We start from the raw sequence: 17814 nt of genomic DNA on the forward strand, positions 1-17814 counted from the left end.
TTGGCTGGCCACCGTCTTGGAACGTCTCCCGACGTGCCCCAACAGCCAGATCGATTCGCTGTTGCCATTGCCGGACTTTATCCAACACTAAACACGCTGGATAGGTGGGGCGGTTGGATGCTTACCGCTCAACCGTAGGCGCCGCCAGTAAACAACAGGTCGAAAGTGCGTGCAATCGCGCCTATCAGGGCAATTGCGCCGACACCCAGGGTCAAGACCACCAGCAAGATCACAAACCAGCTTGAGTCCGATTGGCGGCCGGAATCGGCATTATATTTTGCATCCCATTTCTCATCCGGGGTCAGGCCGATGATCAGGGATTCCAGGCAGGCAATCAATCCCGAAATAATCAATGGTCCGAACAGGAAAGCTACCTGCTGATTCTTGCCCAATAGCGAGTAAGCCAGCAAGGATATTGGCAAAGTTGCAAAATGCAGCCAGCCCCAGATATCGCCGGGTCCCTTCAGATAAAAACGGTGTAAACCAATGCTGCCGAATACGGTAGCTGTGAAAGTGGCAAGTGTCTTGTTCTTGTGGCTTGGAGTCATTGGCTGGGAAGGTGAGTGAATTGTCTGATTTGTCTAACGTATGCTGCAAAAAACCACTGCAAAATGCACTACTTTGCCTCAAAAGAGGGAATTGCTAATATACTAGCGCCGTTATCGCTACTGATGTTGCTAGTACGCATCGTAAGCATCGGACAGCGAACTGAGGGTGTAGTGTACAGGCTCCTCAATCAATCGACTGTCACTGATAGCACCCACCCAGTGCGCTTGTTACTTGCTCGCAGAGCAGCAAAGCGATTTTTACAGCCTTGCAAATACCTTTTTGACGTAGTGACGCCACACCGATGACCTGCTTAGGTTGCGGGGTGGGCATAGTTTGCGTTATAATTTGCGGCTTTTTCCGTGTTCGAACACTTTTTGGAAACATTATGGTCGTTATTCGTTTATCCCGTGGTGGCGCAAAGAAGCGTCCTTTTTACAACATCGTAGCTACTGATTCGCGCAATCGCCGTGACGGTCGCTTCATCGAGCGCATCGGTTTTTACAATCCGGTAGCGTCTGGTGCTGAAGAGACTTTCCGTATTGCTCAGGACCGTCTGACGCATTGGCAAGGTGTTGGCGCGCAAATGTCGCCGACAGTTGCACGTCTGGTTGCTGACGCTGCCAAGAAAACTGCAGCTTAAGTCTGTGACTTGAACCGTTGAGCGCGTTAGCAGATTTGTCGACCACCGCACAAACCGTGGCAGCAATACCTTCGGATTTGGTCGTGGTCGGGTATATCACCGGCGCTTACGGTATCAATGGCTGGGTGCGTATCAAATCGTATTCAGCGGATGCAGATGCGTTGTTAAACGCCAAGACATGGTGGCTAGGCCGGCAGAATTCGCCGGAATTGCGCGATGTCGAAATGATGCAGGCCAAAAATCACAGTGGCGACATTGTGGCGCGCCTGATGGGCGTGGCAGGGCGCGATGCAGCCGAAGCCATGAAGGGCACTGTGGTACACATTCCACGCAGCCATTTCCCGGCGCTCTCGGATGATGAATTCTATTGGGTCGATCTGATCGGCCTTGTGGTTGAAAATCTGCAGGGCGAGCATATGGGAGTGGTCGCTGATCTGATGGACAACGGCGCACATCCGATTCTTCGGATTACCGTGCCGGCAGTCGCCGATCAAGGCAAGGACCAGAACAAGACCGCGCCGGAATTATTGATCCCGTTCGTTGAGCAGTTCGTCAAGACGGTGGATCAGGCAGCAAAGAAAATTACGGTTGACTGGGGACTGGATTATTAAATCCTGTCTTGAATCCGGTTCAGATTTGAACCAGGCCAGGCAACCAAAGCGGCAAACAACATCGCAAGCGAAACAAGAAGGTGAGCGGTATGCAATTTGATGTCGTCACTCTGTTTCCCGAAATGTTTGCTGCATTGACGCAGTCGGGTATTACCCGGCGTGCGTTTGAACAGAAAAGATGTGAGCTGGCCTTGTGGAATCCGCGTGATTTCACGACCGACAATCATCGTACCGTGGATGACCGGCCTTATGGCGGTGGACCCGGCATGGTGATGATGGCGAAGCCGCTGGAAGCCGCGCTTGACGCAGCCAAGGCGCGTCAGCTGCAGCAAAGCCTTCCTGCACCGAGAGTAATCTATCTGTCGCCGCAAGGCCGGCCGCTGACCCATCAGCGCGTCATGGAATTGCGTAGCGAACCCGGCCTGGTATTGCTGTGCGGCCGTTATGAAGCGGTAGACCAGCGTTTGCTGGATCGTTGCGTGGATGAAGAAATCAGCCTTGGCGATTTCGTTTTGTCCGGTGGCGAATTGCCGGCGATGGCCTTGATGGATGCGGTAATCCGGCAGTTGCCGGGCGTGTTGAATGACGGTGCGTCGGCGGTCGAGGACAGTTTTGTCAACGGCTTGCTGGATTGCCCGCATTACACCCGGCCGGAACAGTACGAAGGCGTGGCGGTGCCGCCGGTCCTGATGGGCGGCCATCACGCTGAAATCGAAAAATGGCGGCGTCAGCAGATGTTGTCGGCGACGGCGAAGAAGCGCCCGGATCTGATTCAAAAGATACGCGCCGCCGGTTTGCTGAGCGCTGCCGACGAAAAATTTTTACGGAATATGGGTTGAGTGCGCAAGCGCCCGATCCGTTGTAGCTGGTAGCAAGTGCAGTAAGCAGTACCAAGGGGAGGCCAGCCGGCCACCTGTGTTTAACCCCATCCTCTACTGAGCAGCGCCTTAACGAAAAGTTAAAGCACAAAACGGCGTCAGCAAGATGGTATATGGAGCTAAAAATGGACTTGATCCAACAACTTGAGCAAGAAGAAATTGCCCGCCTCGGCAAGAGCATCCCTGATTTCGCACCTGGCGATACAGTCGTCGTCAGCGTTAACGTAGTCGAAGGTACGCGCAAGCGCGCCCAGGCTTACGAAGGCGTCGTGATTTCGCGTCGTAACCGTGGTTTGAACTCCAACTTCATCGTCCGTAAGATTTCTTCGGGTGAAGGCGTTGAGCGTACATTCCAACTGTACTCGCCACTGATTGCTTCGATCGAAGTCAAGCGTCGCGGCGATGTCCGTCGCGCCAAGCTGTACTACCTGCGTGAGCGTTCCGGTAAATCGGCACGTATCAAGGAAAAACTGCCACAGCGTCGCAACACTGCAAAGGCTGCGCCAGCAGCTGTGTAAGTTGTGCCGTAGCAGGTACAGGTATTACATGAAAAAGGGGCGCCGTCAGGTGCCCCTTTTTTGCATTTCGCTGTCTCCCGTAGCCGATCAATGCCCTAGGTGTAATTGCTGTAAAGTAAAATGTCGTAAATTGTTATTATCTGTGACTACGATAGGCCTTTGATTGTCATCGCGGTAAAGTGTTGGAAAGCTGCTAGAGGAATTTTCTTGGTTAAATTGACTTTCGATCCTTTGATGTTGCCCGTCGACGCGGTGGCTGGCGAGTCTGCGCTGGCGCCGGAAAGGATGAGCGCGGCGTGGCTGCGCAAGCGCTTTGCCCATCAGCCCGAATGGCATCCCGAAAACATGGATAGTCAAGCCATCCTGCGCATGTCGCCAGGCAAGCCGGTGACGCCGGCGTCGGTGCTGATTCCTATCGTCATGCATGAAGAGCAGCCAACCTTGCTGTTTACCCAGCGCGCCGCGCATCTGACCGATCACGCCGGGCAAGTGAGTTTTCCGGGCGGGCGGATGGAAGAGAGCGATGCCTCGCCGATAGAAACCGCCTTGCGCGAAGCGGAAGAAGAGATCGGCCTGGCGCGCAGCCAGGTTGAGGTGATCGGCACCATGCCGGAATACTTTACCGGCACCGGATATCGCGTCACGCCCGTGGTGTGCCTGGTCAATCCGCCCGTGAACCTGCGCGCCGATCCGGACGAGGTGGCGGAAATATTTGAAGTGCCTCTGGCTTTCCTCATGGATGGCCTGAATCATCAGTTGCGCAGCATCGATCTGCCCGACGGTTATCGCCGCACTTTTTATGCGATGCCGTACGAGCGTTTTTTCATTTGGGGCGCTACCGCCGCGATGTTGAGAAACCTGTTTCACTTTCTGCGTGCCTAGCAGGCTGTCCGACTTAAGATGAATGGCTGCAAAATAGCCGGCCGCAATTTCGATACAAGTTTGATTCTGCGCCTGTGCTGCGTTATCGTATGGGATATTGCAATTGTAGATGTGATGGCAAAGCTGGCGCGCCGCGTTCCGAGCGGCGATGAAGGGCTGGCTGTGGCAGCATCTTGCTGGGCTGTGGGTTGACTTATAAGGCTGGTTAATGACATTTCTCTCTATTCTGTTTGCATTGCTGATCGAACAACTGAAGCCGCTCCGTGCGGACAATCCCGTGTACGCCTGGGTGAAGTCTTTCGCAAGCAAGATAGAAGCTTCGTTCAATGCCGGCCAGGCGCGCCAGGGCCGGCTAGGCTGGTTTTGCGTGATACTGGCGCTGACCGTGCCGACTGCGCTGATCTATTGGCTATGCGTGCATATCGGCGCCTGGGCCGCGTTGCTGTGGAATATCCTGATCGTCTATCTAACGCTCGGCTTCCGCCACTACAGCCACTACTTCAGTTCAATTCAACTGGCACTAAACAGCGGCGACGAAGCGACTGCGCGGACCTTGCTGGCAGAGTGGGCCAAGATTGACACCACCGATATGGATGTGAGCGAAATCTCCCGCATCGCGGTTGAGAAAGCGCTGATCACCACCCATCGCCATGTGTTTGGCGTATTTTTCTGGTTCCTGATGCCGGTCGGTCCGGCCTTGGCGGTCATGTATCGCATTGCAGAATATCTGGCGCGCGGCTGGAACGAGCCCGACCACATGCGCAATGAAGCATTCGGCCGTTTTGCGACCCAGGCATTTTATTGGATAGACTGGATTCCTGCGCGTATGACGGCGGCGGCCTTTGCCGTGGTCGGCAATTTCGAAGATGCGATTTACGCTTGGCGCAATTTTGCAGGCCGCTGGAAAAACGAGACTGACGGCATCATTCTCTCGACCGGCGGTGGCGCCATGGGCGTGTTGCTCGGCACGCCGTTGGAAACCGCTGCGGTCATCCTGCCGGCAGATGCGTCAACGGTTGATTCGACTGCCATGGATGGCGATAGCCCGCCGGGCGACGTCCCTACGCCACGGGCGCTGCAAAGCACGGTCGGCCTGGTCTGGCGCGCTTTGTTACTATGGATGTTTTTGCTGCTGCTATTGTCGGCTGCGGTCTGGCTCGGATAAGTACGCCTAAATGGTAGTGGAGGGCGATGCGGAGACGGGGCATGCGGGATGGCGTCCAAGTCTTCTATAAGATATAATACGTAAGAATAATCCTGGTGAATGTAACCAAGTATTCTGAATAAGCAACATAAGTTGCTTGAAAAAAACTGTAGCCTATCGCACCACAGGGTAGGCAAACCTCTGTAGCAAGCGTTATAGAAGAAACGAGCTGTATGCATGGCTGATACCATTCCATCTCCTGACGCACCGCCCGCCAAAGAATTTTTCATCCAAGGTATTACCAGCGATGGCCGGCAGTTTCGCCCCAGTGACTGGGCGGAGCGCCTGTGCGGCGTCATGGCCTGCTTTCGTCCTGAAGGGTCGGGCGGACGCAATGCGCATTTGCAATATTCTCCTTATGTCCGCCCGGTGCTGCTGAATGGTGTACGCTCAGTTGTCGTCAACGAAGAGCTGCGTCAGATCGAGCCTCTGGCTTACCATTTTGTGGTCGATTTCGCCAAGGACAACGATCTGCAAATCTTGCAGGGCTGCTTGCTGCCCGACGCCGAAGCGCCGAAATCCACCTGATTTTTGTCTGTAATATCAGCAATTGTTGCCATGCAGCTTTTAGTTGATTTTTTGAACTAAAAAGAAATCAACACGCGGCGTTATCAGGTAACAAGTCCGTGTAATATTTCGCCTATTGTTCGCAATGGAGTAGAAATGTTTCGTCGTGGCTCGTCAATTTTCATACCCATTGCTTCTTTATCCAGTTTGATATTGGGCCTGGCGATTACGCTTGGCTTGTTTGTCTCGGTACGTCACCTCGAATACGAGAAAATGGACGCGGAATTCCGGCGTCTTGGCAGCGGCCATTTGAAAGCCGTGGTCGACGGTCTCGATAGCCTGGTACATGAACTGGAAACTGTGAATCGCCTGTTTGCGACGATGGATAGCGTCAGCCGCGAACAATTTCACACCTTTACGACGCCGATGTTGCGTCGTGCTCCTTATATCAAATCACTCGGTTTCCAGCGCCTGGTGTCGGCAGCCCAGCGGCCGGCCTATGAAGCGGAAATGCGCAAGCACTATCCCAATTTCACAATTCTCCAGTTAAGCGATGGCAAGCCTGAGCCGGCCGTCGGCCATGAGCAATACCGGGTGGTTGAATATATTGAACCGATGGCGGGCAACGAGGCGGCGTTTGCCCTTGACGTAACGCCAAGCGTGATCCAGGAAGAAGCGATGCAGCGCGCACGCGACACAGGCCTGGCGTCTTCCACCGATCTGTTTGCCTTAAAGGCCAGCAAGGACGGCAGCAAGCTGGCCATGATCGTGCTGATGCCGGTATACCAGCATGGCGCCGCATTGGACAACGTCGATGACCGGCGTCGCGCCTTGGTCGGTTTTACCAGTGCGGCGCTACGCGCCGATGCATTTGTCAACAACGTCCTTGCCCGCGATGGCGTGCAGGCGCGCGATGATTTTTATCTACGGGTGTATGCCAGCGCCAAGCCGGACGCAGCAACACTGGTTTATCGCCAGGGCGACCAGCTAACGCCCTCTGTCGCCAGTCATTGGCTGCCGGCCTGGCTGCTCTACGATGCGCCGCAAGACATGTCGCAGACTTTCGAGCTGGCCGGCAAGTCCTGGTATATCGAAGCGTCGTCGCCGCCACGCGTATTCACCAAGAAAAATGCCGGATCGATCCTGGTGCTAATTCTGGGCAGCTTGCTGAGCTGGATGGGCGCCACCTATCTGTATTTCCTGTCGACACGCTCCAAGCGCATCGAACAGCTGGTCGATGCCCGTACCCAGCAAGTGCGGCTGGCGACGCAGATGATGAAAGAGGATATCGTCGCCCGCAAGCGCGCCGAGGATGCATTGCAACTACGCGAGCGCGCCATTGAATCGAGCGCCAACGCGATCATCATCTCCAGCGCCAAACTGCCGGACTATCTGGTGGAGTACGTCAATCCGGCCTTTGAACTGATTACCGGCTACAGCGCCAGCGACATGATCGGCCGTAACCTGGAAGTGTTGCAAGGCGTCGACCACGACCAGATCGGCCTCGAAGAAATCCGCTCCGCTTTACGGGAAAAGCGCAGCGCCAACGCGGTGTTCCGAAGTTATCGCAAGGATGGCACCTTGTTCTGGAACGAGTTGTATGTGGCGCCGGTGAAGGACAGCTCCGGCCGCGTCAGCCACTTCGTCACTTCCTTGTACGACATCACCGAGATGAAGAGTTACGAGGCGGAGCTTGAGCATCAGGCGCGGCACGACACCCTGACCGGCCTAGCGAACCGTAACGTGCTAAGCGACCGCCTGAGCCAGGCGATTGTCTACGGCGAGCTCTACGGTCACCGGGTGTGGGTGCTGTTCGTCGATCTGGATCGCTTTAAATTCGTCAACGATACCTTGGGCCACAACGCCGGCGACCTGTTGTTGAAGGAGGTCGCCAGCCGTCTCAAAGCCTTCACCCGCGAGGCCGATACCATCGCTCGTCTGGGCAGCGACGAATTTGTCCTGATCCTGCCGGAACGTCTTGACGAGGAACTCAGCGTCGGTCTGATCCAGGGCATGATGGACGCCATCGCACGGCCGTTGCAAATCGAGGGCTACGATTTTTTCCTGAGCTGCAGCATCGGCGTTGCGATCTACCCGAACGATGGCGCCGATCCGGAGAGCCTGCTCAAGCATGCCGATATCGCCATGTACCGCGCCAAGGAAATGGGCAACAACAATTACCAGTTCTATACGGCGGCGATGAACGAGCGGGCGCTCGAGCGCTTGCGCATCGAGGGTGATCTGCGCAACGCGCTGGAGCGCAGGGAACTGCTGCTCTACTATCAACCGCAAGTCGATTTGCGCACCGGCCGCATGGTCGGCATGGAAGCCCTGATCCGCTGGAAGCATCCGCAACTCGGCATGATTTCACCGACCCGCTTCATCAACCTGGCGGAAGAAACCGGCCTCATCGTGCAGATGGGGGCCTGGGTGATGCACACCGCCTGTGAGCAAAACAAGGCATGGCAACGGATGGGCCTGGGCTACCTGCGCATGTCGGTGAACCTGTCGACGCGCCAGTTCTTCCAGCAAAACCTGGTGCAGCAGGTGGCCAAGGTATTGGAAGACACCGGGCTGGCGCCGCATTACCTGGAAATCGAATTGACGGAAAGCCTGGTGATGACCGATGTCGAGCTGGCGGTCGGTATCTTGAACGACTTGAAATCGATCGGCGTGCAATTGTCGATCGACGATTTCGGCACCGGCTATTCGAGCCTGGCCTATCTGAAAAGTTTTCCGATCGATGCGTTAAAGATTGATCAATCATTCGTGCGTGATATCACCGTCGACCAGGACGATGCGGCGATCGTCGCATCGATCATTTCGCTGGCCCACAATTTGCGTCTGCAGGTGATCGCAGAGGGCGTGGAAACGCAAGAGCAACTGTCATATCTGCAACGTCATCGTTGCGATGAAATGCAAGGTTTCTATTTCAGCGAACCGGTATCCGCGGCAGATATCGAAATTCTCCTGCGCGAGGGAAAAGTATTACCATAGAGGTTTGACGCTCTGGCCTGACCATGCTTGACTTGACTGCGCAGAACGTCGTTACTCCATGGAGCTTAAATGACCACCACCAGAACCGAACGCGATACCTTTGGCAAGATCGAAGTCCCGGATGACAAGCTCTGGGGCGCGCAGACCCAGCGCAGCTTGCATCATTTCCATATTTCCACCGAGCGCATGCCGAGCGAGCTGATCGTCGCGCTGGCAGCCGTCAAGCAAGCGTGCGCGCAAGTCAACCTGGATCTCGGCAAGCTGCAGAAAACCCAGGCCGCCGCCATCATCGAGGCGGCGCAAGAGGTGATCGCCGGCAAGCATCCGGATGAATTTCCCCTCTCGATCTGGCAGACCGGCTCCGGCACCCAGAGCAATATGAACATGAACGAAGTGCTGGCCAACCGCGCCTCGGAAATCCTCGGCGGCGTGCGCGGCGAACAGCGGCTGGTGCATCCCAACGATGCGGTCAACATGAGCCAATCGTCCAACGATATTTTCCCGACGGCGATGCATGTCGCCGCCGCGCTGGCCGTCACCAATGCGCTGTTGCCGGCATTGCAAAAACTGCGGGCGACGCTGCACAGGAAATCGGTCGAATTTGACGATATCGTCAAGATCGGCCGCACCCATCTGCAAGACGCTACACCGCTGACTTTAGGCCAGGAATTTTCCGGCTATGTCGCGCAACTGGATTTTGCCGAAAAAATCATTACGTCCGCATTGGAACCGCTGTGCGACCTGGCGGCTGGCGGCACCGCTGTCGGCACCGGCTTGAATGCACCTAAGGATTTTGGCAGCCGCGTGGCCGCGCAACTGGCCAAGACTGAAAACCTGCCATTCCGCAGCGCGGAGAATAAATTCGCAGCACTGGCCGCGCACGATGCCTTGGTCGCCGCGCACGGCACCCTCAAAACCCTGGCGGCAGCGCTGATGAAGATTGCCAACGATGTCCGTTGGCTGGCATCCGGTCCACGCTCCGGCCTGGGTGAGATCAGCATCCCCGAGAACGAACCAGGCAGCTCCATCATGCCAGGCAAGGTCAATCCAACCCAGTGTGAGGCGCTGACCATGTTGTGTTGCCAGGTGTTCGGCAACGATGTGGCGATCAATTTCGGCGGCGCTTCCGGCAATTTTGAACTCAACGTGTTCAAGCCCCTGATTGTTCATAATTTCCTGCAAAGCGTGCGTTTGCTGGCTGACGGCATGGCCAGCTTCGATGAGCATTGCGCCGACGGCATCGCTGCCAACCGCGACCGCATCGCCGAGCTGATGGAGCGTTCGCTGATGCTGGTGACCGCGCTGGCGCCGCATATCGGTTACGACCGTGCGGCGCAAATCGCCAAGCATGCGCACCATGACGGCAGCACCTTGAAACAGGCGGCGCTGGCGCTCGGTTATGTGACCGAACAGGAATTCGCGGAGTGGGTGCAGCCGCAAAAAATGACCTGCCCCGGGTAAGTTGTTTTCTGGCGGCAACCGATTACGGTTGCCGTCCGCTCTTGGCTGAGGTATTGGCTGAGGTTAAATCATGTTATTTCTGTCCATATGCTGGGCGTTTCCCCTACAATAAGGGTTAAGGGCTAATGTCGTTTTCGCAATATAAAAATAATATTTGTTAGAATGACTCTTCGTATTTCCTTGCTCTTGCCTATGTTCCTATTGTTTCTATCGAAGACCAAAAACATGCCGCTGCCAAATGCAGGCTGTCGCGCATGATGCATCGTGTTGGCCGCTCCGCTGCGCGTTTGATGCCTGCTGCCTATTGCACAATCAATCGCACACTCATTCGCACAGCCTTTCGCACTGTTTTCGCTCTGCTTTCGGTGGCCGGCTGTCTTGCCGCGCCCGCTGCTTTGGCCGCATATCGGGTAGAGATCGATGCCCCCGGCGATTTGAAGGCGCTGCTGGAACAGCATCTGGATTTGTCGCGCTATAAAGATCGCGACGACTTGAGCGAGGATCAGTTGAAATTCCTGATTGATACGGTGGATGAACAAGTTACCCAACTGACCTCGACTGAAGGCTATTTCTCGCCGCAAACCACGGTGACGGTGGATCCCGGTGAGATCAAAACCATTCGTTTGAACGTCGATCCTCAGCAGCGCACCACAGTTTCCGCCGCGGTCGTCAATGTGACTGGCAACGCGGCGACCGAAGTGCCTGAGCGCGTCGGCCAGATCAAGCAGAACTGGGGTTTGCAGCCCGGCCAGCCGTTCCGTCAGGCCGACTGGGCCAAAGCCAAGGAAGACGGCCTGCAGGTATTGCTCAAGAAGCGTTATCCGGCGGCCAAGGTAGCCAGCTCGGAAGCGCGAGTGACGCCGGAAGACAGCGATGCTCAACTGAGCGTGCAATACGATAGCGGCCCGGGCTTTACCCTAGGGCCATTGCGTATCACCGGCACCAAGCGCTATCCGCCGAGCATCATCGAGAACGTCAATCCCTTGCAGGTCGGCGAAGAGTATAGCGTCGAGCGCTTGCTGCTGCTGCAACGGCAAATCCAGAACACGCCTTACTTCGGCAATGTCATTGTCAGTATCGACGATGACCCCATGCACGCCCGGGAAACGCCGGTAAACGTCCAGGTCACCGAGTTCCAGACCCAGCGCATACGCACCGGTCTTGGTTATGCCTCGGATACCGGCGCCCAGGTGCAGGGCCGTTACACCAACTACAATGTGTTCGGCAAAGCCTGGGTGTTTGACGCCCAGACCAAGATCGAGCAGCGGCGGCAATACGGCTCGCTGGACCTGTCGATGCCGCCGGATAGCCGCAGCTTTGTCAACGGCGTCAATGGTTCCTACGATCGGACTACCTTGCAGGGGGTCGATCTGCGCAGCATGAAGATCGGCCTGAAGCGCGCGCGTTCGCTGGAAAACTACGATACCGCATTAACCCTGGATTACTATCGTGACCGTCTGCAACAGACCGACGGCGCGGTCCTGCCGCCGAATACCGTGATCCAACCCGGCCAGCATCAGGCTTTGGTGCCGGGTTTTGCCTGGGTCCGGCGCGCGGTGGATAATTCGATTTTCCCGCGCAGCGGCCATATATTTTCGGTGCAAACCGGGTTTGCGGTAAAAGGTCTGCTGACCGACCAGACTTTTTTCCGGGCCGACGGCCGCTATAAACACTATTTCCCTGTCGGGAAACGTGACGTCGTGATCTTGCGTACCGAACTGGGCGGCGTGTTTACAGCCGGTTCCAGCGCTGCGGTGCCGGCCTCCTTGCTGTTCCGAGCCGGGGGCAATGAATCGGTGCGCGGCTACAGTTATGAAAGCATCGGCAACACGCAAAACGGCACTGTCTATCCGACCAAGTACCTGGTGACCGCCAGCGCCGAATACCAGCACTGGATCAGCGAGCAGTGGGGCGGCGCCTTGTTCTACGATGCCGGCGCCGCGACCGATAACTGGCCGGACCGGACCATCAAGGTTGGGGTCGGCCCCGGCGTGCGTTATCGCAGCCCGGTCGGTACGGTCAATGTCGACCTTGCCTACGGTATCCAGGCCAAGCAATTCCGGCCGCATATTTCACTGGGCATCGCCTTCTGATTTTTTCCATTTTTCAAGATTGATCGCATGACCGAAGCTATCGCCAATTCCGCAGAACCAGCAGCGCCGCCTCCAAATCCGGGCGCTGCTTCCGGTCGCTTGAGCTGGCTGTGGCGAACGCTGGCGGCGGTGCTGCTGTTGCTGATCCTGTTGTCCGCAGCGTTGTTCTTTGGCGTGCGCACCGAGTCCGGCGCGCGCGCGCTGTGGCAGGTGAGCACGTGGGCGCTGCACGGCAACCTGTCCGGCCAGCTTGTCGGCGGCACGCTGGCGGACGGCCTGCAGCTGCGCAATCTGGTGTATCGCGACGCCACCCAGCAATACAAGATCGATCGTGTCGACGCCAAATGGCGACTCAGCTTTTCGCCATTGAAGCTGCAAGTCGCTTACCTGCATGTCGGCGCTGTCGATGCCCGCCTGCAACCGACGCCGCCAACGCCGACGGTGATGCCGGCCAGCTTGAAATTGCCGTTGCAACTGGCGCTGGACGATATCTCCCTGAATAAGCTTTCCTTGCATCAGGGCTTGAGCACCACCGAACTAAGCCATCTGCAATTGCATGGCGAATCAGATGGGGTTCAGCATAACCTGGTGCTGGAGCGGCTCGATACGCCTTACGGCAAGGCTAGCGCCAAACTCAGCCTGAACGGGGTGCAGCCGTTCGCGCTGACCGGTGGCGCAGAACTTGGCGGCGAGTTTCAGCACGGCGACGAGAAGGAAAAATACCAGCTGGATGCAGTGTTGTCCGGCAGCCTGGCCGCGCTAGGAGTCGACCTTAATGCGCGTGGTGATAAATTGAGCGGCACCGCCAAGATAGCGGCAACGCCTTTTGCGCCGATTCCATTCCAGCAGGTTGAGTTGAACATCGCGCATATCAATCCGAAACTGTTCAGCAGCGGCGCACCGCAAGCGGACTTGAGCTTGCAGGCAGCATTGAAGCCGGTAGCGCCGCCGGGCAGTACCGCTGCCACCAACGTCGATTTGTCTGCGCTGGCGGTGAGCGGCCCGATCCGCATCGTCAACACCATGGCCGGCGCCTTGGATCAAGACCGCCTGCCCCTGATCAGCGCCAGCGCCGAATTGCGGCTGGATACGCGGACCCAGCAACTGTCGCAGCTGCAATTGAAGCTGGTGAAAGACGCCAGCATTACCGGCCAGGGTGAATACCACAGCGACGGCAAAAACAAAAATAACGGTGAATTCGCTTTCAATGTCGCCGGCCTTGATTTGCAAGCGCTGCATGGCAAGCTGAAACCGACGCAACTGCGCGGGCCAGTGAGCGCCAAGCTGACGCCGGACAACCAGCAAATCAGTGTGAACCTGGCAGATGCGACATACAAGGCAAAGCTGGAAGCGGTGATCGACGCCAAACAGATCGTCCTGAAGACGGCGCAACTGGCTGCCGGCACCGCTCGTATCGACGCCAGCGGCAGCCTCGGCCTTGATGCCGGCATGGCTTACGCGGTGAAAGGTACTTTGCGCGATTTCAATCCTTTCCTCTGGATTAACAGCAGCGCACCGGCAAAGACCGTGGCGCGGGCCGGCAAGCAGCCGGCCACAGCAAAGTCTCCCGCAAAAGCAGTCACCGCCAATATCAACATGGATATCGACGCCGCCGGCAATCTGACGCCGGAGCTCAAGCTGAAGCTCAAATTCGCCATCCTCGACAGCAGCTATGACCAGTTGCCGATGAGCGGCAACGGCGTGCTCAGCTTGGCAGGCACGCGCTTGCTGCCGAGCGACCTGGCGTTGTCGGTGGCCGGCAACCAGGTACAAGCCAAGGGCAGTTTCGGCGCCATCGGCGACCGCCTCAATCTGAAGGTCGATGCGCCGGAATTGCAGCGGCTGGGCTTCGGCATCTCTGGCGCTTTGCATCTGGACGGACAGCTTGGCGGTACGATGCAAAAGCCGAGCATACAGGCTAGCTATCGTGCCGAGAAGCTGGCGTTCGGCGAGTATCGCGTAGATAGCCTTTCCGGCCAGGCCGATGTGCAGGCCGACTTGAATGCCAAGCTCGATTCGAACAGCAATCATCTGGCGGTGACGATCGACGGCCGCGGTCTGCATAGCGCCGACATGGCGCTGGATAAACTCAACCTGAACCTGAGCGGCAGCTACGGCGCACACACCTTGAAACTGGAAAGCAGCGGCGAGTTGCGTGGCAAACCTTTGCACGTGACCATGGCGGCGCAAGGAAAGCTCAGCGAAAGCAAAGCCGGTTACGGTTGGCAAGGGCAGGTCAGCGAACTGCAAAACCAGGGCACTCCGCGCATCAACCTGGTCGCGCCTTTATCGATCACCGCCGAGGCCGGCCGCGTACTGCTCGGTGCTACCCGTTTGAACGTGGCGGATGCGCAGATCGACTTGAAGAATTTCAGCTTTGATCACGGCAAGATCCAGTCGGCAGGCGCCATCAATGCGCTCAATGTGGCGACCATCCTGAGCCTGGCGCATGAATTTGGCGGCCCGGAACTGCCGTTGAAGACGGATCTGGTATTGGACAGCAGTTGGTATTTTTCCCTGGCCGACAACATGAGCGGTTTCCTGCAAATCACTCGGCGTAGCGGCGATCTGCGCGTCAATCCAGGGCGTGGCGATGTCAGCCTGGGTTTGTCGGAACTGAAACTGCGCGCGGATTTGCAGGCTAATCACATCAAGCTGGACAGCCAGCTGGCGGCCTCCAGAATCGGTACGCTGGCGGCTCAGGTACAACTGGCGTTGCAGAAGACGGATGGCGCCTGGAGCATCAGCGACAGTTCGGCGCTCTCAGGCCAGGCCACGCTAAGGGTGCCGCAACTGAAGCCGATTGGCGCGTTGATCGGGCCGCAGGTAGCGCTGGACGGCAGCATCGGCATGGATTTGAATCTGGGTGGCGAGCTGGGCAAGCCGAAATTATCCGGTATGGTCAATGGCGACAAGCTTGCAGTCACCCTGTTTGACCAGGGGATTCAATTGAAGGACGGCACCGCGCGCCTCAAGCTGGCGGATAACGTGGTCGATTTGCAGCAGCTGGAATTCCATGGCGGGGACGGCACAGTGCGCGCCACCGGCCGGCTGCAACTGGGACATGATAATCCCGACCTGACCGCCAGTGTGATCGCCGACCGCTTGCAATTGTTCGCTAGCCCGGATCGGCAGTTGATGTTGTCCGGCCAGGCCAAGATTGCGAATGTGAAAGAGCAATTGCACGTCGATGGCAAGTTCAAGATCGATCAGGCCTTGTTTGACCTGCCGAAGAGCAGTGCGCCGACCTTGGGTGACGACGTGGTCATCGTCCGCAAGGATGTGAAGGCGCGGGCGACGCCGTTGACCGAACAGGAGCGTCTCGCCAAGACGGCGCAGAAACCCGCCGGGGGAGCGACGCCGGTAATGAATATTGAAGTCGATTTTGGCGACGACTTCCGCTTCCGCGGCAGCGGCGCCGATTTACTGCTGCGCGGCGCCATGCAAGTCCGCAGCGAGCCTTACCAGGCTTTGCGCGCTACCGGTACGATCCGCGTCGCCAGCGGCACTTACGAGGTATTCGGGCGCAAGCTGGCGATTGAACGCGGGCTGATCAATTTCCAGGGGGCGATCGATAACCCGAACATCAATATCCTGGCGATGAAGCGCAACCAGGAAGTCGAGGCGGGTGCGGAAATCACCGGCAATCCTTCCAACCTGCGCGTCAAGCTGGTGTCCGAGCCGAATGTGGCCGATGAGGAAAAACTCTCATGGCTGATGTTCGGCCATGGCAGCGACAGCGCTGCGTTGGGTCAGCGCCAGGCGGCGGGGCAAGCGCTGGCTTTGCTGGGGAATTATGGCGGCAAGAAAATTGCGCAAGGCATCGGCTTCGACGAATTCTCGATCGGCTCCAGCGACTCCGGGATCGAAAACGAACAGGTGGTCAACCTGGGTAAGGCGATCACCGAGAAAATCAATCTCGGTTATGAACAGAGCCTGACCAGCGCCGCCAGCATCCTGAAGCTGACCTGGCAATTTTCACGGCGCTGGTCGATGGTCATGCGCGGCGGCACCATCAATGGGCTTGAAGTCCTGTACAACCTGCGCTTCGATTAAGCGCAGGTTGTAGCGCTTATCCAGCGCGGCGGCCCGACATTTCGGCGCCGGCATCCGGCTGCAGTTTCAAGGCAAACGGCAGCGAAGCCATGGCGATCAGCGCGATCAGCAAAAAGGCCGGCCAGAAATCGGCGCTGACGATGGTCGCATGCCCCTGCAACTGATTCGACATCTGCAGCGCGAAGCCGCCGATAGTCACGCCCAGGCCGATCGCCAGTTGCTGGGCGACGCTGGTAAGGCTGGTGGCCTGGCTCATCTGCTGCTGGTCGATCTCGGCGTAGGCAATTGCATTCAGACTGGTGAATTGCATCGACCGCACGCAGCCTCCCAGCAGCAGCATGAGGATGATGACGATGTGCGACGTGTCCGCTTTCAGCACGCCAAAAGCCGCCATCGACAACGCCCCGAGCAAGGTGTTATAGACCAGCACGCTGCGGAAGCCGAACCGATTCAGCACCTTGGTGGTCATGGTTTTGACGAAGATGGCGCCGGCCGCGGAAGCGCAGGTCAGCAGGCCGGACTGGAACGGCGTCAGGCCGAAGCCGAGCTGGAACAGCAGCGGCAGCAGGAACGGCAAAGCGCCGACGCCGATGCGGAACAGCGAACCGCCGTAGACATTCATGCGCAGCGTCGGGATTTTCAGCAGGCGCAGGTTGATCAGCGGATGCGGGGTACGGAATGCGTGCCAGACATACACCAGCAAGCTGATGCTGCCGACAATCACGCAGATCAGCGAGACGTCGCCGGCCACCAGATGACGGCCGGCGCTGGCCAGGCCGAACATCAATGCCGAGCAACCTATCGCAGAGAGCAGGAAACCGGGCACGTCGAGCGGTACGGTGTCGTCGCTGCGCAGGTTTTCGATATAGCGCGTCGCCAGGTAGATGCCGAGGATGCTGATCGGGACGTTGATGAAAAAAATCCAGCGCCAGTGAAAATAGGTGGTGATGAAACCGCCCAGAGGCGGTCCGATGACCGGACCCAGCAAGGCCGGGATAGTCAGGTAACTGAGGGCGCGCACCAGCTCTGCCTTGGATGTGGTGCGCAAGATCACCAGGCGGCCGACCGGCACCATCATGGCGCCGCCGATCCCTTGCAGGAAGCGGGCGGCGACGAATTCGGCCAGCGTATTCGACATACCGCACAGGATCGATCCCAACATGAAGACACCGATGGCGCTGCGGAATACGGTGCGCGCGCCGAAGCGGTCGGCCATCCAGCCGCTGATCGGGATAAACACCGCCAGGCTCACCAGGTAGGAAGTCATCGCCAACTTGAGTGCGATCGGACTTTCTCCCATGTCATGCGCCATCATCGGTAACGAGGTGGCGATCACGGTGGAGTCCATGTTTTCCATGAACAAGGCGCAAGCCACAATCAGCGGGGTGAGGAAGACGCGGGATATAGCCATGGGGTCG

General features: G+C 57.5%; 13 protein-coding genes. 11 read left to right on the forward strand and 2 right to left on the reverse strand.

Going from position 1 to position 17814, the window contains the following annotated elements:
• Positions 1–128: 128 nt before the first annotated feature.
• Positions 129–548 carry an NINE protein gene (locus ABI171_RS17600; RefSeq protein ID WP_348093833.1) on the reverse strand — a complete coding sequence of 140 codons (420 nt, stop codon included), beginning with the start codon at positions 546–548 and terminating at the stop codon, positions 129–131.
• A gap of 386 nt (positions 549–934) precedes the next feature.
• On the opposite strand from ABI171_RS17600, the gene rpsP reads away from it, so the two are divergent.
• The 11 genes from rpsP (at position 935) to ABI171_RS17655 (ending at position 16396) form a co-directional block, all read left to right on the forward strand.
• Positions 935–1189: a 30S ribosomal protein S16 gene (gene rpsP, locus ABI171_RS17605; RefSeq protein ID WP_038491540.1), complete on the forward strand. Its 255-nt coding sequence runs from the start codon at positions 935–937 to the stop codon at positions 1187–1189.
• 17 nt (positions 1190–1206) lie between these two features.
• Positions 1207–1800: a ribosome maturation factor RimM gene (gene rimM / locus ABI171_RS17610; protein ID WP_348093834.1), complete on the forward strand. Its 594-nt coding sequence runs from the start codon at positions 1207–1209 to the stop codon at positions 1798–1800.
• Between the two features lie 89 nt (positions 1801–1889).
• On the forward strand, positions 1890–2639 hold the full coding sequence (gene trmD, locus ABI171_RS17615; protein ID WP_348093835.1) for a tRNA (guanosine(37)-N1)-methyltransferase TrmD: 750 nt from the start codon (positions 1890–1892) through the stop codon (positions 2637–2639).
• A gap of 164 nt (positions 2640–2803) precedes the next feature.
• Entirely contained in the window at positions 2804–3196 is a 393-nt protein-coding gene (gene rplS, locus ABI171_RS17620; RefSeq protein WP_348093836.1) for a 50S ribosomal protein L19, read from the forward strand.
• A gap of 207 nt (positions 3197–3403) precedes the next feature.
• A complete protein-coding gene (locus tag ABI171_RS17625) occupies positions 3404–4078 on the forward strand; it encodes a CoA pyrophosphatase (protein ID WP_348093837.1) in 675 nt (224 codons plus the stop codon).
• A gap of 208 nt (positions 4079–4286) precedes the next feature.
• On the forward strand, positions 4287–5243 hold the full coding sequence (locus ABI171_RS17630) for a CobD/CbiB family protein (RefSeq protein ID WP_348093838.1): 957 nt from the start codon (positions 4287–4289) through the stop codon (positions 5241–5243).
• Between the two features lie 216 nt (positions 5244–5459).
• Positions 5460–5810 carry a DUF3579 domain-containing protein gene (locus ABI171_RS17635; RefSeq protein ID WP_348093839.1) on the forward strand — a complete coding sequence of 117 codons (351 nt, stop codon included), beginning with the start codon at positions 5460–5462 and terminating at the stop codon, positions 5808–5810.
• A 135-nt stretch (positions 5811–5945) separates the two neighbouring features.
• Positions 5946–8786, forward strand: coding sequence for an EAL domain-containing protein (locus ABI171_RS17640; RefSeq protein WP_348093840.1), 2841 nt, complete (start codon positions 5946–5948; stop codon positions 8784–8786).
• 69 nt (positions 8787–8855) lie between these two features.
• Positions 8856–10247 carry a class II fumarate hydratase gene (gene fumC, locus ABI171_RS17645; RefSeq protein WP_348093841.1) on the forward strand — a complete coding sequence of 464 codons (1392 nt, stop codon included), beginning with the start codon at positions 8856–8858 and terminating at the stop codon, positions 10245–10247.
• 254 nt (positions 10248–10501) lie between these two features.
• Positions 10502–12340, forward strand: coding sequence for an autotransporter assembly complex family protein (locus ABI171_RS17650; RefSeq protein WP_348093842.1), 1839 nt, complete (start codon positions 10502–10504; stop codon positions 12338–12340).
• Between the two features lie 27 nt (positions 12341–12367).
• Complete coding sequence (locus tag ABI171_RS17655; RefSeq protein ID WP_348093843.1) at positions 12368–16396, forward strand: translocation/assembly module TamB domain-containing protein; 4029 nt, start codon at positions 12368–12370, stop codon at positions 16394–16396.
• Positions 16397–16412: 16 nt separating this feature from the next.
• Here ABI171_RS17655 and ABI171_RS17660 read toward each other — a convergent pair whose 3' ends face one another.
• Entirely contained in the window at positions 16413–17807 is a 1395-nt protein-coding gene (locus tag ABI171_RS17660) for an MFS transporter (protein WP_348093844.1), read from the reverse strand.
• Between the last annotated feature and the right edge of the window lie 7 nt (positions 17808–17814).

The sequence above is a fragment of the Collimonas sp. genome (assembly GCF_039923675.1).
Lineage (GTDB): Bacteria > Pseudomonadota > Gammaproteobacteria > Burkholderiales > Burkholderiaceae_D > Collimonas.